Below are 20,323 nucleotides of genomic sequence, written 5' to 3' on the forward strand. Positions count from 1 at the left end.
CCCGCGGGGCCTCGGCGTTACGCCGTTCTGGACAGAAAAACGCGGGGGTTACCCGACGTTGTGTTCGTCGATGGAGAACGCCTTGCGGACGACGGCCTTCTCGATCTGGCCGCTGCGGATCAGGGCGACGGGCACCTTCCGCTTCACGACGGCGCCGTCTTCCATCACCCGCACGGTTTGCAGGTTCCGCTTGAACAGGCGGGGGGTGATGGAGCGGGTCTTCCGGCCGTTACCGCCGAGGTACTTCGGCTTACCGGATTCGACCTTGGCGTTGCCGCGGCCCGGCTTCCGGTCGCCGTACAGCTTCGTGAGCTTGGCCCGCTTGAGCCGCTTGTTTTTCTTCAAAGTGGACATGGGCGGGGGCGCAGAACCGGGTCGCGAAAGTTGGGGCGGGGAGTGTAGCGGCGAGATTACGCTCTGCAAAGCCCCGGGGGTTCCCCGTCGCCGGCAGACGGCGCGCTGCGGGAGCGAGGCGCGCCGCCTACCGGCGACGGCGAGGCGGGGGTATCGTTCCGGCGACTCGCCCCCCGTCTCGGCGAGCGACACTCGCACAGGAAGTCTCCCCGATGTCCGTCTCCGTCCGCCTGCCCGACGGCAAAACCCTCTCCGTCGGCGACGCCGACTCCGCCCTGGACGTCGCCCGGGGCATCTCCGAAGGCCTGATGCGGGCCGTCGTCGTCGCCGAGGTGAACGGCAAACTCGTCGACGCCGCCCGGCCGCTGGCCGACTTCGCCGCCGGCGACGACCCGGTCGACCTCCGGCTGGTCACCGACCGCGATCCGGAGGGCCTCGCCGTCCTCCGCCACAGCGCCGCCCACATCATGGCCCAGGCCGTGATGCGGCTGCACGACGGCGTCGGCCTCGCCTTCGGCCCGACCACGGCGACCGGGTTCTATTACGACTTCGACCTGAAGGAGCCGATCAGCGAGTCCGACTTCCCCGCCATCGAGGCGGAGATGAAGAAGATCGCCAAAGAAAAATTGGCCTTCGAGCGCTTCGACCTGCCCCGGGACGAAGCCGTCGAGCTGGTCGGCGGGATGAACCAGGAGTTGAAGGTCGAGCACATTAACACCGGCCTCGCGGAGCACCCCACGCTGGGCTTTTATCGGCAGGGGGAGTTCGTGGATCTCTGCCGCGGCCCGCACGTGCCGGACACCGGCAAGCTCAAGGCGTTCAAGCTGATGAGCGTCGCCGGCGCCCACTGGAAGGGCGACCAGTCCGGCCGCCCGCTGCAACGCCTCTACGGCACCGCCTTCTTCGACAAGAAGGCGCTGAAGGCCTACCTGTCGCAGGTGGAGGAGGCCAAGAAGCGGGACCACCGCCTGATCGGCAAGCGGATGGACCTCTTTACCATCAACCCGGAAGTCGGGCAGGGCCTCGTGATGTGGCTGCCGAAGGGGGCCACGCTGCGGTACACGCTGGAGGCGTTCCTGCGGGACGAACTGATCCGCCGCGGCTACGAGCCGGTCTACAGCCCGCACATCGGCAGCGTGAAGCTGTACGAGACCAGCGGGCATTTTCCGTTCTATCGGGAAAGCCAGTTCCCGCCGCTATACGACAATCCAGCAGTCCCGATGGTGCAGGACTTAATTCACCTGCACAGGCAGTCGCTAAAAGTGCAAGCCGCTGAGTATAGGCGTCAGAAGCTAGAGAGCCTCCTTACACGCATCGCAGCACTCTCAGATGAAGACAAAGAAGAATATGGCGTCGCCGAGCCAAACGAGGACACTTTGACTGAGGTGGGTTTAGAACAAGACAAGCTATCCATTTTTGCGATGGCAGCACTTCAGTATCTCGGGGTGGACAAGAAGAAATTCGCCAATGCGAAGTTAGATGAACGCTTCGAATTGCTGGAGGACTGGCTGAAAACGCGAGAACGCTTCCTCCTCAAGCCCATGAACTGCCCGCACCACGCGATGATGTATAAGTCGCGGCCGCGGTCCTACAAACAGCTGCCCATCCGCTTCGCCGAGTTCGGCACCGTCTATCGGCACGAGCAGAGCGGCGAACTGAACGGTCTGCTCCGCGTCCGCGGGCTCACCCAGGACGACGCCCACATCTTCTGCACGCCGGAGCAGGTCGCGCACGAGATCGAACAGACGGTCGACCTGGTCAAACTCGTCCTCGAAGCCGTCGGGCTGAACGACTACCGCGTCGAACTCTCCTTGCGCGCCCCCTCCAGCGATAAGTACGTCGGCTCCGACGAGAACTGGAACGCCGCCGAGGCCACGCTCCGCCGGGTGCTGGACGACAGCGGGATGGAGTACACGGAAAGCCTCGGCGAGGCCGCCTTCTACGGCCCGAAGCTGGACTTCCAGGTGCGGGACGCGATCGGCCGCGAGTGGCAGCTCGGCACCGTGCAACTGGACTACAACCTGCCGGAGCGGTTCGAACTGGAATATATCGGTTCGGACAACAAGCCGCACCGCCCGGTGATGATCCACCGGGCGCCGTTCGGCTCGATGGAGCGGTTCGTCGGCGTGCTGATCGAGCACTTCGCCGGGGCCTTCCCGCTGTGGCTCGCCCCGGAGCAGGTCCGCGTGCTGCCGCTCTCGGAGAAGTCGAACGACTACGCGACCGAGGTGACGGAGAAGCTGAAGTCCGTCGGTTTCCGGGCGACGACCGACCTGCAGGACGCCAAGTTGCAGGCGAAGATCCGCGAGGCCCAACTCGACCTGATCCCGTACATGTTCGTCGTCGGCCCGCAGGAGGCGGAGGCCGGGGCCGTCGCCGTGCGGGACCGCATCGACGGCGACCTCGGGGCGATGCCGCTGGACGAGGCGATCGCCAAGCTAAAAGAAGAAGTCGACGCCCGCACGATCCGCCAGATCGCGGAGAAGACGGACTTCGAAGGCTTCGAGGCGAAGAGCGACGTCGGCGGCGACTACTGAGTTGCGTAGGGTCCGCTCCGCGGACCGTCTCGTGACGTGCGGGATTACCGCTCAGGTTTCCACGTGCGGCAGTACGCGGTCCGCAGAGCGGACCCTACGCGGCCCGCTCCCTGACGGTCACGGCTCCATTTCGTAGACTGCTGATGTGACTGCCGACGACCTCACCGCCGCCCTCGCTCCCCGCCTGTCCGCCGACGCGGCGGCGTGGCTCGACGCGCAAAAGGAAAAGATCGCCGCGGGCGAGGAGCGGGCGCTGTACCTCGGCTTCGGCCTCGCCCCCCGCAAGGTGGGCAAGGCGGAGCTGAACGACGAGCGCTTTCCCGGCTGGTCCGTCGATCAGGCCGCCCGCGTCGCCCTGCTGCTGGCCTTTCCGACCGACGACGACCACCGCTGGCTGGTCGCCTTCGACAAGCTGGCCGACGCCGCCGAGGTGCGGGAGCAGGTCGCCCTCTACCGGGCCCTGCCGCTGCTCCCCTTCCCGCACGAACTGGCCGACCGCGCCGCGGAGGGCCTGCGGACGAACGTGAAGGGCGTGTTCGAGGCGATCGCCCACGACAACCCGTTCCCGCTGCACCACTTCAACGACGCCCGCTGGAACCAGATGGTGCTCAAGGCCCTGTTCATCGGCTCCTCGCTCGGCCCGATCGTCGGCCTGCGGGAGCGGATGAACCAGGACCTTCATCTCATGTTGCGGGACTACGCCGCCGAACGTCGGGCCGCCGGGCGGGACGTCCCGGCGGACCTGACCGACCTCCTCGCCGACAAAAGCTCAGGGGGCTGACGCCCCCCGCTCGCCACGCCATGTACATCGACCCCCACGTCCACTGCGTCTCCCGCACGACGGACGATTACGAAGCGATCGCCGCCGCCGGCGTGGTGGCGGTCATCGAGCCGGCCTTCTGGCTCGGCCAGCCGCGGACGAACCCCGGGAGCTTCAAGGACTACTTCTCGATGCTCGTCGGCTTCGAGCGGTTCCGGGCCGCCCAGTTCGGCGTCCGGCACTACTGCTGCATCGGTCTGAACAGCAAAGAGGCGAACCGCCCGGAACTCGCCGAGGAGGTCCTCGACCTCATGCCGCTCTATCTGGCGAAGGAGGGCGTCGTCGCCGTCGGCGAGATCGGCTTCGACGACCAGTCCGACGCGGAGGAGGACGCCCTCCGCAAACAGATCGAGATGGCGAAGGACGTCGACCTCCCCATCATGATCCACACTCCCCACCGCGACAAAAAGCGGGGCACGTCCCGCACGATGGACGTGCTGGAGGACCACGGCTTCCCGCCGGAGAAGGTCGTCATTGACCACAACAACGAGGAGACGGTGCGGGAAGTCTTGGACCGCGGCTACTGGGCCGCGTTCACGATCTACCCACACACCAAGATGGGCAGCGCCCGCATGTGCGCGGTCGTGGAGCAGTACGGCAGCGAGCGGATCATCATCGACAGCGCCGCCGACTGGGGCGTCAGCGACCCGCTGGCCGTCCCCAAGACGGCCCGGCTGATGAAGGAACGCGGCATCAGCGAGGAGGCCATCAAGGCGACGACCTACGAAAACGCCCTCGCCGCCTACGGCCAGAGCGGCCAGATGGCCGCCGACGACTGGCTCAACCCGGCCCCGATCGACCAGCGGACGCTGTACGAGGGCAACAGCGTTCTCCGCGGCGGCCAGGAGCCGCGGATCGAGAAGCCCAAGAAGCCGGACGTGGTGGAGTAAACCCCGCCGTACCCCCCTCTCCCGTGAGGGAGAGGGACTGGGGGTGACGCGCCCTCACCCGCGTCCGACGGCCGTGCAACAAGAGCGCTGCGGAGCGTGCTGGAGCGATCGGGCGTCGCTGCCCCCTCACCCCCGGCCCCTCTCCCCCAAAAGGGGGGCGAGGGGGGAAGGCATGCCGCGCTCACCCGCCCGCGGCGCGGCTCTTCTCGCGTTTGCGGGCGTTCTCCGTGAGGTGCTTTTTCCGAAGGCGGATCGCCTTGGGGGTCACCTCGACCAGTTCGTCCGGGGCGATGTACTCCAGCGCCGCCTCCAACGTCATCTGACGCGGCGGCTTCAGCAGGATCGCGTCGTCCGCCCCGCTGGAGCGGATATTCGTGAGTTTCTTTTCCTTGATAGGATTGACCACCAGGTCGTTGTCGCGGCTGTTCTCGCCGACGATCATCCCCTCGTAGACCGCGTCGCCGGGGGAGACGAACATTTCGGCCCGCTCCTGCAGCTTGAACAGGGCGTAGCCGACCGCTTTGCCGGCGATCTGAGACACCAGCACGCCGTTCTTGCGGCCGGGGACCTCGCCCTCGGCCTTGCGGTAGCCGTCGAAGCGGTGGTGGATCACGGCCTCGCCGCGGGTGGCGTTCAGCAGCTTCGTCCTTAACCCGATCAGGCCGCGGGCGGGGATGTGGAACTCCAAGTGGGTCAGTCCGCCGGCGCCGGCGGACATCTCCGACAGCTGGCCCCGCTTGTCGCCGACGAGCGTCATCACCCCGCCCACGCCCTCGGCGGGGACGTCGATCACGAGGTGCTCGTACGGTTCGTGCCGCTTGCCGTCGACCTCTTTGTCGATGACGCGCGGGGCCCCGACGGAGAGTTCGTAGCCCTCCCGCCGCATCGTCTCGATCAGGATGGCGAGGTGCAGCACGCCGCGGCCGGAGACGCTGAAGCTGTCCTTGTCGCCGGTCTCCTCCACCCGCAGGGCGACGTTGGACTGCAACTCCCGCTGGAGGCGGTCGCGGAGGTTGCGGCTGGTCACGTACTTGCCGTCCTGCCCGGCCAGCGGGGAGGAATTGATCGTGAACAGCATGCTCAGCGTCGGCTCGTCCACCGCGAGACGGGGGAGGACGTTGGGCTTCTCCGGGTCGGTGACGGTGTCGCCGATCTGCGGGTCCGGCAGGCCGGTGAGCGCGACCACGTCGCCCGCCTTCGCCTCGGGCACCTCGACGCGGCCGAGCTTGTCGAACAGCTCGACGGCGGTGATCGACGCCAGCGTGAGCGAGCCGTCGGCCCGGCTGAGCACGACCTTCTGCCCCGGTTTGAAGGTCCCGGACTGAATGCGGCCGGTGGCGACGCGGCCGACGTATTCGCTGTAGGTCAGGCTGGTGACCATCACCGTCGGCGGGCCGTCGTCGATCGCCGGGCCGGGGATGTGCTCCAGCACGGCGTCGAGGATCGGGGCGATCGTGCCGCTGCGGGCCTCCGGGTCGTCGCTGGCGTAGCCCTCCATGCCGCTGGCGAAGAGGTATTTGAAGTCCAACGTCTCGTCGTCGGCGCCGAGTTCTTCGAACAGGTCGAAGGTCTCGCTGAGCACCTCCTCCGGCCGGGCGTTGGGGCGGTCGATCTTGTTGACGACCACGATCGGCTTCAGCCCGACCTCCAGCGCCTTGCCGACCACGAACCGGGTCTGCGGCCGGGGGCCCTCGAAGGCGTCGACGAGGATCAGGGCCCCGTCGGCCATCCGCAGGACGCGCTCCACCTCGCCGCCGAAGTCCGCGTGGCCGGGGGTGTCGATGATGTTCACCCGCACGCCCTTGTAGGGCAGCGAGATGTTCTTCGAGAGGATCGTGATGCCGCGTTCCCGCTCCAGGTCGTTGCTGTCGAGCACGAGGTCGGAGCCGAGCGTGCCCTCGCGGAACTCGCCGCTCTGGCGGAGCAGCGCGTCGACCAGCGTCGTTTTGCCGTGGTCGACGTGGGCGATAATCGCCACGTTGCGGACGTCCTGCCGTCTCTCGGCCGAAACGGGGCGGGCGGTGGAAGAATCAGACACGATCACTCGGAGGGTTAGCCGCGACCGAAGGGAGCGTTCCCCGGCGGCCCTAGCAGGGTGCACCTAGACAAAGAGCCCGCGGCGACAGCCGCGGGCTCGGCGAAGCGGGAGTGTACGACCGCGCCGCGGTCGCGGGAAGGGCCGGGAGCCGTCAGTCCTCGGGGTCCTCCACCGCGACGGCGGTCGTCTTGCTGTTCCGGTAACCCAACCGGCAGGCCATCGCGTGCACGACAAGACCGGCGTCCCGTTTCACCGTGAACGGCTGGGTGTAGAGGCGGGCCGTCGGCTCCTCGTCGCCCAGTCCGTACAGGATCGAGGCGCCGGGGGTGTCGCAATCGATCGCGACCCGCAACCGCATGTCGTCCCCCTCGACCGGCTCGAAGCGGACGGTGGGCGCCTCCGTCTGCGCCCGCTCCCCGTCCGGCCGCATCTCCTCGATGACGACCGGCTCCGGCAGCATGCCGAGGTCGCCGACCTCCACCTGCCAGGCCTCCAGCTCCTCCCGCATCCGCTGCAGGATCTCCGCGTGGGCCGGGTCGGCGGCGACGTTGCGGATCTCGTGCGGGTCGGTCTTCGTGTCGTACAGCTCCTCGACCGGCTTGGTGGGTTCGAAGTACTGCTTCTGGGCCCCCTTCAGCTTGCCGGCGGCGTGCAACCGCCGCATGGCCTGCATCGTGCCGCCCATGTCCATGTAGACAAGGTTCTGCCCGCGGCTGCGCTCCGGCATGTAGTTGCGGATGTACTTGTACCGCTTGTCGCGGACGGCCCGGATCAGGTCGTAGGTCTCGTCCATCCGGTCGCGGTGGGCGAACACGTAGTCCCGCGGCTCGTCCCGGTGGGGACCGGCCAGCGCCCGACCCTGCATGTGCTTCGGCACGCCGACCCCGGCCATCGCCAGGGTGCTGGGGGCGAAATCGACGAAGCTGACCAGCTCGTCGTTGCGCGTGCCGGGCCGGATCGCGCCGGGCCAGCGGATCAACAGCGGCACCCGCAGGCCGCTGTCGTAGATCCAGCGCTTGCCCCGCGGCAGGCCCACCCCGTGGTCGCCCCAGAACACCACGATCGTGTCGTCGGCCAGCCCGTCGGCCTCGAGCCGGTCCAGCACCTTCTTCACCTCCCGATCGAGCAACGTCAGCACGTCGTAGTACTGCGCCCGGTCGGCCCGGGCCTCGGGGGTGTCCGGGATGTAGGGCGGCAGCGGGACGGTCGCCGGGTCGTGGCGGTCCTTGCCGAGCAACTCGTCCATCTGCGCCCGCAGCTTGGCGTCGCGGACCTTGCTCTCGTGGCTGATCGTGAAGTTGATCACGGAGAAGAACGGTTGCCCCTTCGCCCGGCCGGCCCAGTCGTTGTGGTCCTCCCCGTTCTCGTCCCAGGCGCTCGGCGGGGCCGGGAAGTTGTAGTCCGTCTTGGAGCGGTTCGTGGTGTAGTAGCCGGCGGCCCGCAGGTACTCCGGGAAGCACTTCACCTCCGGCGGGGGCACCACGTCGCTGCGCATGTGCTGGGAGCCCATCGCGACCGGGTACATCCCAGTGATGATGCAGCTCCGAGCCACGGCGCAGACGCCGGCGTTGGCGAAGCAGCGGGTGAACGTCGCCCCCTCGGCGGCGAAGGCGTCCAGCGTCGGCGTGGTGGCGTACTCGTCGCCATAGCAGCCGAGGTCCGGGCCGATGTCCTCGGCGCTGATCCACAGAATGTTCGGATGGGCGGCGCCCTCCCCGGCCGCGGCCGGGACCGCGGCGAGCAGCATGAGGGCGACCCACGAAAGCGACCGAGTCATTTCTTCTCCTGCGTCGAGTCCTGCCCGGTCACGGCGGCGAGGGCCTGCTCGGAGCGGTATTGCACGTGGTAGTCGTCATGGTTCCGCGCAGCCTCCCGCAGGGCGTCGGCGGCCGCTTCGGCCGTCGGACCGAGGCGGGCGAGGAAATCGGCGGACGTCACCGCCACCCCGCGGCTGGGGTGCTTCAGGCCTTCGCTCAGCACGGGCACCGCCGGCCCCGGGTCGCCCAGCCGGGCCACGGCGAAGGCCGCGGCGAGGCGCTCGGCGACGGCGCCCTCCTGCATCAATGTGCGGAGAGCCGGCAGGGCGTCCTGCGCGGCGGGGGCGGAGGGAAACATCCCGAGCCCCTCCGCGGCCCAGAACCGGACAGCTTCGTCGTCGCTGCTCAACGCCTCGGCGAGGTGCGGCGCCCCGGCCGCCCCGAACGCCCGCAGGGAGAGAACCGCCCGATTCCGCACGATGCGGTTCTCGTGGGACAGCTCCTCGGCCCAGGTCTCCGCGGTGCGACCGGCCACCGTCGGCGGGTCGCCGACGGCGAACCCCTCCGCCGGCGGCGGGCCGGGGAGCAACAGCGCCGCGGCAAGCGGCAACGAGGCGAACATGACGAATTGCGTCCCGAACGGGGCTGGTGAGAGCGCTGATGATGCCGCCGGGCACGGGTGCGGGCAAACGGGGACCCCGGGTATCCTCGCTTCTCCCGCTTGCCCCATCCGATTGTTCCGATGCCCGCGCTGCTTGCCGCCCTGCTGCTCGGGGGAGCCCCCATTTCCCCCTCGGGGACGGCCGCGGGAGCCGCCGCCGTCCCCGCCGACGGGCGGCCGAACGTGCTGGTGATCTTGGCGGACGATCACCGCTTCGACGCCCTCGGCTTCCTCGGGCACCCGTTCCTGAAGACCCCGCACCTGGACGCTCTCGCCGCCGGCGGGGCCCACTGTGCGAACGCCGTCGTCACCACGAGCCTGTGCAGCCCCAGCCGGGCCTCGATTCTCACCGGCCTCTACGCCCACAACCACGGCGTCACGGACAACTACAACCAGCCCCGCGACGGCCTCGTCTGGTTCCCGAAACACCTGCAAGACGCGGGCTACGAGACGGCGTTCGTCGGCAAGTGGCACATGGGCGACACGGACGCCGCCCAGCCGGGCTTCGACCACTGGGTCAGCTTCCGCGGGCAGGGCACGTACTACCCCGACGGCCGCGGGACGAGCCGCAAGGTGCCCCAGAACAGCGACGGCACGCTGAACGTCAACGGCGAGCGGGTGCCCCAACGGGGCTACATCACGGACGAACTGACCGACCTCGCCCTCGATTGGCTGGAGGAGCGGGGCGGGAAGAACAGGAAGAGGCCGTGGCTGATGTACGTCTCGCACAAGGCCGTGCACAGCGATTTCGTCCCCGCGGACCGGCACCGCGGGACCTATGCCGACGCCCCCTGGTCTCCGCCGCCGAGCTTCGTCCCGACCGACGCCCCCACCGGCGATCGCCCCCGCTGGCTGCGGGACCAGCGGAACAGCCGCCACGGCGTCGGTTTCGCCTACAACCTGTTCCAGTCCGACGGGGACGCCGCCGGCGAGAACGCCTTCGACCTCGCCGCCTACCACCGCCGCTACTGCGAGGCGATCCTCGCCCTCGACGAGACGACCGGTCGGTTGACCGACTGGCTGGAGGAGAGCGGGCAGGCGGAGAACACGATCGTCGTCTACCTCGGCGACAACGGCTTCCAATTTGGCGAGCAGGGCCTGATCGACAAGCGGACCGCCTACGCCGCGAGCGTCCGCATCCCGCTGATCGTCCGCTGGCCCGCGGCGATCCCGGCCGGGTCGACGGTGGAGCAGACGGTCGCCAACATCGACCTCGCCCCCACCCTGCTGGACGCCTGCGGCGTGCCGTGGCCGGCGGGCACGCCCTGCGACGGCCGCTCCTTCCTCCCCCTGCTGCGGGGCGAGGCGGCGGAGTGGCGGGACGCGGTGCTCTACGAATACCTGTGGGAGTGGAACTACCCGCACACGCCGACCACCCATGCGGTGATCGGGGACCGCTGGAAGTACGTCCGCTATCACGGCGTCTGGGACACGGACGAGCTGTTCGACCTGGCCGCCGACCCGCACGAGACCGTGAACCTCATTGCCGATCCGGCCCGGCAGGAGACGGTCGCTCGATTGCGGGCGGAGCTGTTCGATATGCTGGCGGAAACCGGCGGCGAGACGCTCCCGCTGAAGCCGGATCGCGGCGTGGCGTTCCCCTGGCGCCGCCCGGACGGCCCGCCGCCGGGCGAGTTCCCCGGCCGCTTCGACGTGCCGAGCGAACCGGCCGCCGAAACCGTCCCCGCCTGGAGCCGCGGCGTCGAAGCCGCTGAGCCGACCGCCCCCTGACGCCGCGTCCTACCTTCTTCCTTTTCCCCCGGCCTGCCGCCGTACTCACCGCCGCCCTGCCGCGGTTTCGCTACGGCGGGGGGAAGGTCCCCGACGTAGGCGGACGATCCGAGACGGGGGCAGGAGCGACCAAATGACGTCCGCGTCGCCCCGAAGGGGCCGCGACCGGCCCGGCCTCGCCGGACTGGAGAACTGAACGCGTCCGTTTCGAGCCGCTTCGCCGCGAGCCGCACGCGCTCGCACGGCGGGCCGTAAGCCTTCACGCTACGGTGGCCCCCTCCCGACGAGCGCGCCCGCCTCGCCCGCCCATCGACGAGACCTGCGAGAGAGAAGCCATGCCCGTCGCGCGTCACCGCCTCGCCTTGCTGCCGCTCCTTTTCTGTGGCGTTGTCGGGGCGGCGTCCGCCCAAGGGCAGGAGTACGCCCGCCCCACGGCAAACCCGCACCAATCCGCCAGCGTGGCGCTGGCGACGGGCGGAATGGCCGCGAGTTCCCATCCGCTCGTCACGCTGACGGCTCTCGACGTGCTGCGGAACGGCGGCAACGCCGCGGACGCGGCGATCGCAGCGAACGCGGTCAACGGCGTCGTCGAACCGATGAGTTGCGGCGTCGGCGGCGACCTGTTCGTGCTCTACTGGGACCAGAAATCGCGAACGCTGCACGGCCTGAACGCTTCGGGCAGTTCCCCGGCGGCCCTCAATCGGGGGGTGTTCGAGGAACGCGAGCTGACGGAGATCCCGCTGACGGGGCCGCTCCCCTGGAGCGTGCCCGGCTGCGTCGACGGCTGGGCGATGCTGCACGCGAAGTTCGGTCGGGCCGAATGGAGCGAGTTGATCGCCCCGGCCGCGGACCTGGCGGAACGGGGATTTCCCGTCACGGAGGTGATCGCCGCCTACTGGAAGGCGAGCGAGCCGGCGCTCTCCCGGTTCCCCACCTCCGCGAACGCATTGCTCACCGACGACGGTGACGCCCCGGCCGAGGGGGAGGTCTGGCGGAACCCGGCTCTGGCGGCCTCCCTCCGCGTGATCGCGGAACAGGGCGCGGACGGGTTCTATCGCGGTCCGATCGCCGCGGAGATTGTCCGATTCAGCGAGGCGAATGACGGCTTCCTCTCCGCGGACGACTTCGCCGATCACCGTGGAGAATGGGTCGAGCCGGCCTCGACGACGTACCGCGGCAAGCGGGTCTACGAACTCCCGCCGAACGGTCAGGGGATCGCCGCATTGCAGATGCTGAACCTGCTCGAGCCGCACGATTTGCGGGCGATGGGCCGCGGCGCCGGCTGGTGGCACCTGTTCGCCGAAGCCAAGAAACTGGCCTTCGCGGACCGCGCGAGGTTCTACGCGGACCCGGCGTTCAGCGACGTCCCCGTCGACGCGTTGATCTCGAAAGAGTACGCGGCGGCACGTCAGCCCCTCATCGACGGGCACGCCGCGGCCACGGACGTGCCGCACGGGGATCCGAAGCTCGGCAGGGCGGACACGATCTACCTGACGGTCGTGGACGAGGAACGAAACTGCTGTTCGCTCATCCAGAGCAACTACTACGGGTTCGGCAGCAAGGTCGTGCCGGGCGACGTGGGGTTCGCCCTGCAGAACCGCGGCAACCTGTTCAGCCTCGACCCGGACCACCCGAACGCCTTGGAACCCGGCAAGCGGCCGTTCCACACGATCATCCCCGCGATGGTGACCGAACCGGACGGCGAGGACGGCGAACGGCCGTGGCTCTGCTTCGGCGTGATGGGCGGGGACATGCAACCGCAGGGGCACGTGCAGATCCTCGTGAACCTGCTGGATTTCGGGCTGAACCTTCAGGCGGCCGGCGACGCGGCCCGGATCGAACACGTCGGCTCCCAAACGCCGACCGGCCGCCCGATGGACGCGGACGGCGGCACGCTGGTGGCGGAGCCGACGATCCCCGACGAGGTCGTCCGCGATCTGCGCACGCGGGGCCATCGGGTCGTTCGCGGTCGCAACGGCGGCGGCTACCAGGCCGTCCTCATCGACTGGTCCGCCGGCGAGAACGGCGTGCTGCACGGCGCGACGGAGCCCCGGAAGGACGGCGTCGCCCTCGGATACTAATTTCGTTTCCTAATCGCTTTGACTGAAGGGTTCGCATGCTCACCCCCCTGATGATCGCTCTGCTCGCCGCCCCGCAGGGGTTTAACTACGACGAGAAGAAAGTCCCCGACTACGAGCTCCCCCCCGTGCTGGCCGGGGCCGACTCGCCGGAGGACTGGCCGGCCCGCCGGGCGGAGATCGTGCGGCTGTTCGAGCAGCACGTCTACGGCGTCGCCCCGCCGGCGCCGGAGAAGGTGACGTTCGAGGAAACGGAGGAGAGGGGCCCCGGGAACGCCTGGTGGCGGGGGGTGCGGGCGGACTGCGACCTCGGCGACGGCCGGACCTTTTCCTTCCCCTTCCACATCGCCGTGCCGAACGGCACGACGAAGGAGAACCCGGCGCCGGTGATCGTGCTCATCGTGCACCCGGCCCGGGAGAAGCAACTCGGTGCGGATTGGTCCGACGAGGAATTCTTCCCGACGGAGATGCTGACCGCCGCCGGGTTCGCCGTGGCGGCCGTCCCGGCCGCGGAGCTGGCCCCGGACGACCAGCAGACCTTCGACACGAAACTGCTGAAAGCCTACGGCGTCGATCGGGCGTCGAACGACGGCGACCGCCCCGCCGACGGCTGCGGGGCCTTGGCCGCCTGGGGCTGGGGCGCCAGCCGGGTGATCGACTACGCGGAGGAAGCGGCGGACCTGGACGCGTCCCGCGCCGCCGTCGCCGGCCACAGCCGCGGCGGGAAAGCGGCCTGGTGGGCCGCGGCCCGCGATCCGCGATTCTCGATCAGCTATTCCAACAACAGCGGGTGCGGCGGAGCGGCCCTCTCCCGCCGCCAGTACGGGGAGACCGTCGCCCGCATCAACGACAGCTTCCCCCACTGGTTCTGTCCGAAGTTCCGCGACTACAACGGCAACGAGGAGGCCCTGCCGGTCGATCAGCACCAGCTCGCCGCCGCGATCGCCCCGAGGGCGGTCTACGCCGCCAGCGCCTCCGAGGACGCTTGGGCCGACCCGCGGGGCGAATTCCTCAGCCTGGTGGAGGCGAACCCCGCCTTCACGCTGTTCGGCGACGAACCGCTGAGCGCGGACGAGTTCCCGGCCGCCGGCTCCCAAATTATTCGAGGCCGCCGCGGCTACCACCGCCGGCCGGGCGGGCACAACCTGACGCGGCAGGACTGGGAGCGGTTCCTCGCGTTCGCCGGCGGGGTGTGGGCAGAAGAGGAACGCTGAGGCGGTTGCGAAGCGTCCCGGCCCCTCGGAGGGTCCGGGACGCTGTCGGCGCCGCTATGCTGCCCGCATGGCGTCCCTGAAGAAATACGACCCCCGGCTGGAAACGCTGGTGATGGAACTCCGCACCCGGTTCGACGAGGAATGCGGCGCCCTGTCGCCGGAGGATCGCCGTTGGCTGGCCGACCGGCTGCACGCGGCTCCAAACGCCGCCGCCTCATTGGAATACGTCCGCACCCCGACCGGCTTCGCCCGGGCAATCACCGCGACTCGGGCCGACGTGGAACGGCTCTACCGGGCCGCGGGGCTCGACGCGGCCCCCGCGACCGGGAGCTGACGCCCCTCCCGCTCCGCCTTCTCCGAAAGCGTCCGATGATCGCCGCGCTGCTCCTCCTCGCCGCCGGGGCCCCGCCCGCGGACGCCGCCGAGCCGTTCCCCGACCCGGCCCTCGTGGAGACGATGTCCGCCGCGACGCCCCGGTACTACTACCGGGAGGAGGAACTGCCCGAGTACACGCTGCCGCCCGTGCTGGACGAAGCGGACGCGCCGGAGGACTGGCCGGAACGCCGGACGGAGATCGTCAAACTCTTCGAGCAGCACGTCTACGGCGTCGCCCCGCCGGCGCCGGAGGAAATCGGCATCGAGAGTCGGGGCTCGGTGTCGGAGGACACTGATACTGGGGAGCGGACGTCCGAGGAATGGCGGACCGTCTCGCTCACCTGCGAGACGCCGACGGGACCGTTCTCATTCCCGTTCACGGTCGTGTTGCCGCGGGAGGCGACGCCGGGCTCTCCGGTTCCGCTGTTCGTCCTCATCGCCCACCCGGCGCGGATGAACAAACTGGGCGGCGAGGACGGGCGGACCACCTCGTTCCCCTGGGAGGACACCGACTTCTTGCCCTGGAAAGCGATCGTCGAGGCGGGGTTCGCCGCCGCCGTGCTGCCCGCGGGGGAACTGGCCCCGGACGACCGGGAGACCTTCCAAACGAAGCTGCTGGCGGCTTACGGTCGGCCCGAGGGAGTGGGCGAAGGGCGGGCCGACGACGCCCCCGGCAACATTGCGGCCTGGGCCTGGGGGGCCAGCCGGATCGTCGACTACGCGGAGCAAACGGCTGAGTTGGACGCGACGAAGGTCGCGGTGATCGGCCACAGCCGGGGCGGGAAGACCGCCTGGTGGGCGGGGGCGCGGGACCCGCGGTTCTCGGTCGTGATCAGCAATGAGAGCGGGTGCGGCGGGGCGGCGCTGTCGCGGCGGCAGTACGGGGAGACGGTGGGCCTGCTCACGGAGGTCCGGCCGCACTGGTTCTGCCCCCGCTACGCCGGCTACGGCGGGCCGAAGGGGACCTTCGAGGAGGGCCGGATGCCGGTCGATCAACACCTGCTCGCCGCCGCGATCGCCCCGCGAGCCGTCTACGCCGCCAGCGCCGCCGCCGACCTCAACGCCGACCCCTACGGCGAGTTCCTGAGCCTCGTCGAGGCGAACCCGGCGTTTGCATTGTTCGGGGACCCCGCTCTGACGCCGCAGGATTTCCCCCCGGTCGGCGGCGCCGTCGTCCGCGGTCGCCGCGGCTACCACCTCCGGCCCGGCCGGCACGACCTCAAACGCGAGGACTGGGCGCGGTTCCTCCCCTTCGCCGCGGACATCTGGGGCGCGGCCGACGCTCCCGAGCCCGATTGAGTCCGACCGTTCCTCGCCCCTATCCCTGCCCCTCTGCCGTCATGCTCGCCGCCCTGCTGCTCGCCGCCGTCGCCGCTCCACAGGAGTTCAACTACGACGAGGCGAAGGTTCCCGATTACACCCTGCCCCCCGTGCTGGCCGAGGCGGACGCGCCGGAGGACTGGCCGCAGCGGCGGGCGGAGATCGTCAAACTCTTCGAGCAGCACGTCTACGGCGTGACGCCGCCGGCACCGGAGTCGATCGCGTTCGAGACGAGTTCCGAAACGGTGCAGTGGGAGGGCTGGCCGGAGGTCGAGTGGCGGGACGTGACGATCGCCTACGAGACGCCCTCCGGGCCGTTCTCCCAAGGGGTAACCGTCGTGCTGCCGGCGGGGGCCTCGGCGGAGAAGCCGGCGCCGGTGTTCACGCTGATCCGCTACACGCCGCGGAGCCGTCCGCCGATCTCGAAAGACGAACCGGAGCGGGACTACTGCCCGTGGGGGCCGATCGCCGCGGCGGGCTGTGCCGTCGCCGTGGTCTACGTGGACGACGTCGCCCCGGACGACAAGGAGCGGTTCGACTCGAAGCTGCTGAAAGCCTACGGGCTGGACCGGGAGACGCTCGGCGAGCGGCCGGCCGACGGCTGCGGGGCGCTGGCCGCGTGGGGCTGGGGCGCCAGTCGCTTCCTTGATTACTGCGAGCAGGCCGAAGACTTGGACGCCGAGCGGGTCGCGATCCTCGGGCACAGCCGAGCCGGCAAGGCGGCGTGGTGGGCCGGGGCCCGCGACCCGCGGTTCTCGGTGGTGATCTCCAACAACAGCGGCTGCGGCGGGGCCGCCCTGTCGCGGCGCCGCTTCGGGGAGACGGTCGCCAAGATCAACGACAGCTTCCCCCACTGGTTCTGCCCGCGGTTCAGGACCTACGACAACAACGAGGACGCCCTGCCGGTCGATCAGCACATGCTGGCCGCCGCGATGGCTCCCCGGGCGGTCTACGCCGGCAGCGCCTCGGAGGACGGCTGGGCCGACCCGCGGGGCGAGTTCCTCAGTTTGGTCGAGGCGAACCCGGCCTTCGCCCTGTGCGGCGACCCGCGTCTGGCGCCGGAGGACATGCCGGAGCCCGGCGGAGTGGTCACGAAGGGCCGCCGCGGCTACCACCTCCGGCCGGGCGGGCACAGCCTGAAGAAGTACGACTGGGAGCGTTACCTGCAGTTCGCCACGGAACAGTGGAAGAACGCGGCGGACTGACGCTCCCCTCCCGGCCTCCGGGGGCGGGCGTCGACGTTTGCCCGCAGGGCGCTGACGCCCCCGCTCGCCTCACCCTTGGTCGGCGAGCTTCGTGAGGCGGTCGTTGGCGTCGCGGTAGCCGTAGTCGACGCCCAGCACCTCGCTGTAGTGCTTCTCCGCCTCGCGGATCTCCTTCGCCTCCTCGGCGAGGCGGCCGAGGGCGTAATGGCACTTGCAGAACAGGTCCGCCTGCTCGTGGACGTCGATCGTCTCCAGCGCGTTCAGGAACTGCCGCTTGGCCAGCGGGCGCTTGCCGTCCAGCAGGAACGCCTCGCCGAGACTCACGCGGGCGTCGCTCTCGAGGCGGTTGTCGGTGGTGGCCTGTTGGAGCATCGGGATCGCCTTGGCGACCTCCCGGCGGGCCAGCAGGCGGGTGCCGAGGTCGTACTTCACCCGCATGTTCTTCGGGTGGTTCTCCGCCCGGCGGGTGAGGATGTCGATCTCTTTTTCGGTCAGCTGGGCCTCGTACTTCTTGGCCCGCTCCATCCGCTTCTCGTCCTTGAGCTTGCGGGCCTTCTGCTTGGAGGCGTCCACCTCGGCCCGCAGATCGGCCAGCATCATGTCCTCGTAGCGCTCCTTGATGGAGAGGTCGCCGGAGAGTTCCGCGGCCTCCTTCATCGTGGCGGCGGCCTCCTTCAGCTTGCCCTTCTTGAACAGCAGGTCGGCCAGCCGGACGCGGGGATTGGGGTCGTCCGGCTGCTTGCGGATCTGGCGCTGGAGGTCGGCGATCGGATCCTGCCCCGGGCCGTCGGCCCCGCCGCCCAGACCGCTGGCTTCGTCGTAGGCGGTCGCCGCCTGCTGCATCGCCCGGGTGCCCTCGCCCTCGTCGGCCTGGGTCTTGTTGATCATCTTGCTGGTGTGCAGCTGCGTCATCTTCCGGTCGATGTTCGGATCGTCCGGCGTGAGCTTCTTGATCTGCCCCCACAGCACGAGGGCCGGTTCGAACTCCTCCAGTTCCTCCAGAAGGTTCGCGTACCGGGTGAGCAGCTTGACGTCCTCCTTATTGCGCGCGAGGGCGGCGTCGACGGCGAACTTAGCGACCTCGTAGTGCTCCCGAGCCTCGGCCGCGTCGGCGACGGCGAGGTTCATCTCCGTGTCCCAGGGGTCGATTTTGAGCCCCTCCTCGGCGGCGCCATCGAGGGCGGCCCAGTCGCTTTTGCTGCGGGCTTTCTTGATGCGGCCCTTCACGCCCATCAGCTTGACGCCCTTCATCGAGGCGCCGGTGCCGTTGTCGCCGTATTTCTTCCGCTCCGCCCCGCGGAGGCTCTGGCGGTACAGCAGGTTGCCGGGGTCCTTCTGGGCCGCCTGGTAGTACATCTGGATCGCCAGGTCGAAGTTCTGCTTCGACAGCGCGCCGTTGCCGTGCTGCCAACTCTTCTTGGCGATCTCTTTGTCACGGTCGGACGCCATGGTGCGGCACGATTTCTAAACAACAGGACGGGCGGCCACGAATCGTACCACCCGGCTCGCGGCCGGACCAAGACAGCCGGCGCCGCGGATTTCCCCGCGACGCGTCCTCAGCGGGCAGCGAGCGCCGGTCCGGCGGGCGGCCGGGGGGCGGTCGACGTCGGGAAGCGGAGGTGCGGCTCCAGCCGGGCGAACGTCTTCGGGCCGACGCCCTTCACCGCCAGCAGGTCCGGCGGCGCCCGGTACGGGCCGCGATCGACGCGGTCCCGCACGATGCGCTCCGCCAGCACCGGGCCGACGCCCCGCAGCAGGGCCCACTCCGCCGGGGCGGCGTCGTTCACGTCCAACCGACAGGCCGCGGCGGCGTGCGGCGTGGGGTCGTCGCCCGGCCGGGCGGCGAACCCCGCGGCAACCAGCATCGCGGCGGCCAAAACGGCGACCGCCCCGCCCTCCGCCCGGGTCGGGGCGAAGGCGGGGCGGTCGCGGTTCGGGGGCGAAGCGGCGGCGGGCGGTGCGACCGGCATGGCCGGAGCACGTTAGGTCGCCCGCAGAACCGGCGCCGCTGTTCAGATCGGCACTGACCGGCCGTTCCCCGGGGAGAACCTCATTCGGCGGCGGCGGCCTGGCGGATCGCCGGGGCGGCGACCCAGATCTTCAGGCCGACGGTCTGGCCCGCGGGGACCTCCTTGCCGGGCTCGTATTGCTGAACCTGCACCTTGCCGACAAGGGCCCGGGTCTCGGTCGGATCGCCGGCGTATTTCTTCACCACGTAATTGCGGGCGGTCAGCACCTTCTCCGCGGCGGCGTGGGGCAGGCCGACGACGGCCGGCACGACCTGCGGCATCGGCGTGGGGGCGACGCCCGGGCCCTGCTTCGGCACGTTCCCGCCGGCCGGGGCGGGCCCGCCGGCGACGTTCTGCACGATCGACTTGTATCCCCGCAGGTTCGGCTTGAACGGGTCCCCCTGGCCGAAAATCTTGCCGAGCAGGCCGCCCTCGTCGTTCGTTTTCAGGTTGCTGAACTCGTAGACGGTGTCGCTGTCGCCGCTGGGGGCGAACAGCTTCACGCGGACCGGGAGGAAGTCCGGCTTGGACAGTTCGACGTAGGCCCTGCTCCAGTTCTGAGCGTCCTGGGCCTGCAACGGCAGAACCACGAGCATCACCGTACTGCTCGGGTCGGCCAGCCAGCCCCGCACGTTGTCCGCCGGCGGCTCGAACTTCGGCCCGGGGAAGCTGACGCGGAACCGCCGCTTGACGTCCTCCGGCGGCATGCCGAGCAGGAACGGCAGCGGGCCGTTCATGATGTTCTTGCCGCGGTGCTCCGGCGGCAGCGCCGTGACGACGACCTCTTTTTTCGCCTCGTCGATCTGCATCAGCTTCGTGCCGTCGCAGACCCACTTCTTGACGGGGCCGGCGTTCACCTCGAAGGGCGCCTGCCCGGGGCGAGCCCGCGGCACCATCTGGCTTTCCGGGCGGGGATCGAGGTCGATCCGGCCCTTGTCCGGGGCCTCGTAGAAGAACTGGCCGACGCTGTGCGTTTCGGAGCGGAAAGCGTCGTCGGAGAGGACCTGTGTGTGGCGCCCCTCCAGCTTCTGGATGTCCTTCGTCGCGTCGTACCAGGCCTGCAGGGTGGCCTCGAGCGCCGGGGAGAGAGCCTCGACCCGCATCGCCTGCGGGGCCGGCCGGTCCTCCTGCGCGGGCAGCGCGGCGGAGCAGACCGCGACGCAGGCGACGCCCAACGCCGACCGCACGACGACGGAACGACCGGCGGTGAACCGTCCGGCAGAGAACGGCGGGGCGGGCGGGCGGGTCGCGGGGGGCATCGGGCGCGGGTCCTTCGCGGGGGGGCGCCGGGTCATAGGACGCATCCCCGTCCCGACGCCAGCCCCGTTCCCCGC

Annotated in this window: 16 protein-coding genes; 9 read left to right on the forward strand and 7 right to left on the reverse strand. The window is 69.8% G+C overall.

Annotation, left to right across the window (positions count from 1 at the left end; translation table 11 throughout):
* Nucleotides 1-48: 48 nt before the first annotated feature.
* A complete protein-coding gene (locus ACG2DA_RS06790; RefSeq protein ID WP_395254739.1) occupies nucleotides 49-354 on the reverse strand; it encodes a 50S ribosomal protein L28 in 306 nt (101 codons plus the stop codon).
* A gap of 212 nt (nucleotides 355-566) precedes the next feature.
* Between ACG2DA_RS06790 and thrS the strand changes: the two genes are divergently transcribed.
* The 3 genes from thrS to ACG2DA_RS06805 all read left to right on the forward strand — a co-directional run bounded on the left by thrS (nucleotide 567) and on the right by ACG2DA_RS06805 (nucleotide 4,601).
* Entirely contained in the window at nucleotides 567-2,891 is a 2,325-nt protein-coding gene (gene thrS, locus ACG2DA_RS06795) for a threonine--tRNA ligase (protein WP_395254740.1), read from the forward strand.
* Between the two features lie 145 nt (nucleotides 2,892-3,036).
* Complete coding sequence (locus ACG2DA_RS06800; RefSeq protein ID WP_395254741.1) at nucleotides 3,037-3,672, forward strand: EboA domain-containing protein; 636 nt, start codon at nucleotides 3,037-3,039, stop codon at nucleotides 3,670-3,672.
* 20 nt (nucleotides 3,673-3,692) lie between these two features.
* A complete protein-coding gene (locus tag ACG2DA_RS06805; RefSeq protein WP_395254742.1) occupies nucleotides 3,693-4,601 on the forward strand; it encodes a TatD family hydrolase in 909 nt (302 codons plus the stop codon).
* Between the two features lie 181 nt (nucleotides 4,602-4,782).
* Here the strand turns inward: ACG2DA_RS06805 and typA are convergent, their stop codons facing one another.
* The 3 genes from typA to ACG2DA_RS06820 all read right to left on the reverse strand — a co-directional run bounded on the left by typA (nucleotide 4,783) and on the right by ACG2DA_RS06820 (nucleotide 9,018).
* Nucleotides 4,783-6,639 carry a translational GTPase TypA gene (gene typA, locus ACG2DA_RS06810; RefSeq protein WP_395254743.1) on the reverse strand — a complete coding sequence of 619 codons (1,857 nt, stop codon included), beginning with the start codon at nucleotides 6,637-6,639 and terminating at the stop codon, nucleotides 4,783-4,785.
* A gap of 151 nt (nucleotides 6,640-6,790) precedes the next feature.
* On the reverse strand, nucleotides 6,791-8,416 hold the full coding sequence (locus tag ACG2DA_RS06815; protein WP_395254744.1) for a sulfatase-like hydrolase/transferase: 1,626 nt from the start codon (nucleotides 8,414-8,416) through the stop codon (nucleotides 6,791-6,793).
* Nucleotides 8,413-9,018 carry a HEAT repeat domain-containing protein gene (locus ACG2DA_RS06820; protein ID WP_395254745.1) on the reverse strand — a complete coding sequence of 202 codons (606 nt, stop codon included), beginning with the start codon at nucleotides 9,016-9,018 and terminating at the stop codon, nucleotides 8,413-8,415. The genes ACG2DA_RS06815 and ACG2DA_RS06820 overlap by 4 nt, the downstream gene beginning before the upstream one ends.
* Before the next feature lie 120 nt (nucleotides 9,019-9,138).
* Here ACG2DA_RS06820 and ACG2DA_RS06825 point away from each other — a divergent pair, with 120 nt between their 5' ends.
* The 6 genes from ACG2DA_RS06825 to ACG2DA_RS06850 all read left to right on the forward strand — a co-directional run bounded on the left by ACG2DA_RS06825 (nucleotide 9,139) and on the right by ACG2DA_RS06850 (nucleotide 16,980).
* On the forward strand, nucleotides 9,139-10,788 hold the full coding sequence (locus tag ACG2DA_RS06825; protein WP_395254746.1) for a sulfatase: 1,650 nt from the start codon (nucleotides 9,139-9,141) through the stop codon (nucleotides 10,786-10,788).
* A 335-nt stretch (nucleotides 10,789-11,123) separates the two neighbouring features.
* The gene (gene ggt, locus ACG2DA_RS06830; protein ID WP_395254747.1) at nucleotides 11,124-12,869 is read left to right on the forward strand and encodes a gamma-glutamyltransferase; all 1,746 of its coding nucleotides are present in this window, start codon (nucleotides 11,124-11,126) and stop codon (nucleotides 12,867-12,869) included.
* A 35-nt stretch (nucleotides 12,870-12,904) separates the two neighbouring features.
* Nucleotides 12,905-14,080 (forward strand): acetylxylan esterase, encoded by a 1,176-nt coding sequence (locus ACG2DA_RS06835; protein WP_395254748.1) that lies wholly within the window; start codon nucleotides 12,905-12,907, stop codon nucleotides 14,078-14,080.
* A gap of 67 nt (nucleotides 14,081-14,147) precedes the next feature.
* Nucleotides 14,148-14,414: a hypothetical protein gene (locus ACG2DA_RS06840; RefSeq protein WP_395254749.1), complete on the forward strand. Its 267-nt coding sequence runs from the start codon at nucleotides 14,148-14,150 to the stop codon at nucleotides 14,412-14,414.
* A 35-nt stretch (nucleotides 14,415-14,449) separates the two neighbouring features.
* A complete protein-coding gene (locus ACG2DA_RS06845; RefSeq protein WP_395254750.1) occupies nucleotides 14,450-15,754 on the forward strand; it encodes an acetylxylan esterase in 1,305 nt (434 codons plus the stop codon).
* 41 nt (nucleotides 15,755-15,795) lie between these two features.
* Nucleotides 15,796-16,980: an acetylxylan esterase gene (locus ACG2DA_RS06850; protein WP_395254751.1), complete on the forward strand. Its 1,185-nt coding sequence runs from the start codon at nucleotides 15,796-15,798 to the stop codon at nucleotides 16,978-16,980.
* A 69-nt stretch (nucleotides 16,981-17,049) separates the two neighbouring features.
* Here the strand turns inward: ACG2DA_RS06850 and ACG2DA_RS06855 are convergent, their stop codons facing one another.
* The 3 genes from ACG2DA_RS06855 to ACG2DA_RS06865 all read right to left on the reverse strand — a co-directional run bounded on the left by ACG2DA_RS06855 (nucleotide 17,050) and on the right by ACG2DA_RS06865 (nucleotide 20,248).
* A complete protein-coding gene (locus ACG2DA_RS06855) occupies nucleotides 17,050-18,429 on the reverse strand; it encodes a tetratricopeptide repeat protein (protein ID WP_395254752.1) in 1,380 nt (459 codons plus the stop codon).
* A gap of 107 nt (nucleotides 18,430-18,536) precedes the next feature.
* A complete protein-coding gene (locus ACG2DA_RS06860) occupies nucleotides 18,537-18,950 on the reverse strand; it encodes a ComEA family DNA-binding protein (RefSeq protein WP_395254753.1) in 414 nt (137 codons plus the stop codon).
* An 80-nt stretch (nucleotides 18,951-19,030) separates the two neighbouring features.
* Complete coding sequence (locus ACG2DA_RS06865) at nucleotides 19,031-20,248, reverse strand: hypothetical protein (RefSeq protein WP_395254754.1); 1,218 nt, start codon at nucleotides 20,246-20,248, stop codon at nucleotides 19,031-19,033.
* Nucleotides 20,249-20,323: the final 75 nt, after the last annotated feature.

This window comes from Alienimonas sp. DA493 (genome assembly GCF_043951915.1).
In the GTDB taxonomy this organism is placed as follows: Bacteria; Planctomycetota; Planctomycetia; order Planctomycetales; family Planctomycetaceae; genus Alienimonas.

Excerpts from the sequence above, each read along its gene's own strand:
- ggt (WP_395254747.1), top strand. The coding sequence starts at position 11,124 with ATGCCCGTCGCGCGTCACCGCCTCGCCTTGCTGCCGCTCCTTTTCTGT.
- ACG2DA_RS06850 (WP_395254751.1), top strand. The coding sequence starts at position 15,796 with ATGCTCGCCGCCCTGCTGCTCGCCGCCGTCGCCGCTCCACAGGAGTTC.
- ACG2DA_RS06855 (WP_395254752.1), bottom strand. The coding sequence starts at position 18,429 with ATGGCGTCCGACCGTGACAAAGAGATCGCCAAGAAGAGTTGGCAGCAC.
- ACG2DA_RS06820 (WP_395254745.1), bottom strand. The coding sequence starts at position 9,018 with ATGTTCGCCTCGTTGCCGCTTGCCGCGGCGCTGTTGCTCCCCGGCCCG.
- ACG2DA_RS06860 (WP_395254753.1), bottom strand. The coding sequence starts at position 18,950 with ATGCCGGTCGCACCGCCCGCCGCCGCTTCGCCCCCGAACCGCGACCGC.
- thrS (WP_395254740.1), top strand. The coding sequence starts at position 567 with ATGTCCGTCTCCGTCCGCCTGCCCGACGGCAAAACCCTCTCCGTCGGC.
- ACG2DA_RS06865 (WP_395254754.1), bottom strand. The coding sequence starts at position 20,248 with ATGCCCCCCGCGACCCGCCCGCCCGCCCCGCCGTTCTCTGCCGGACGG.
- ACG2DA_RS06790 (WP_395254739.1), bottom strand. The coding sequence starts at position 354 with ATGTCCACTTTGAAGAAAAACAAGCGGCTCAAGCGGGCCAAGCTCACG.
- ACG2DA_RS06815 (WP_395254744.1), bottom strand. The coding sequence starts at position 8,416 with ATGACTCGGTCGCTTTCGTGGGTCGCCCTCATGCTGCTCGCCGCGGTC.
- ACG2DA_RS06845 (WP_395254750.1), top strand. The coding sequence starts at position 14,450 with ATGATCGCCGCGCTGCTCCTCCTCGCCGCCGGGGCCCCGCCCGCGGAC.
- ACG2DA_RS06835 (WP_395254748.1), top strand. The coding sequence starts at position 12,905 with ATGCTCACCCCCCTGATGATCGCTCTGCTCGCCGCCCCGCAGGGGTTT.
- ACG2DA_RS06825 (WP_395254746.1), top strand. The coding sequence starts at position 9,139 with ATGCCCGCGCTGCTTGCCGCCCTGCTGCTCGGGGGAGCCCCCATTTCC.
- ACG2DA_RS06840 (WP_395254749.1), top strand. The coding sequence starts at position 14,148 with ATGGCGTCCCTGAAGAAATACGACCCCCGGCTGGAAACGCTGGTGATG.
- ACG2DA_RS06805 (WP_395254742.1), top strand. The coding sequence starts at position 3,693 with ATGTACATCGACCCCCACGTCCACTGCGTCTCCCGCACGACGGACGAT.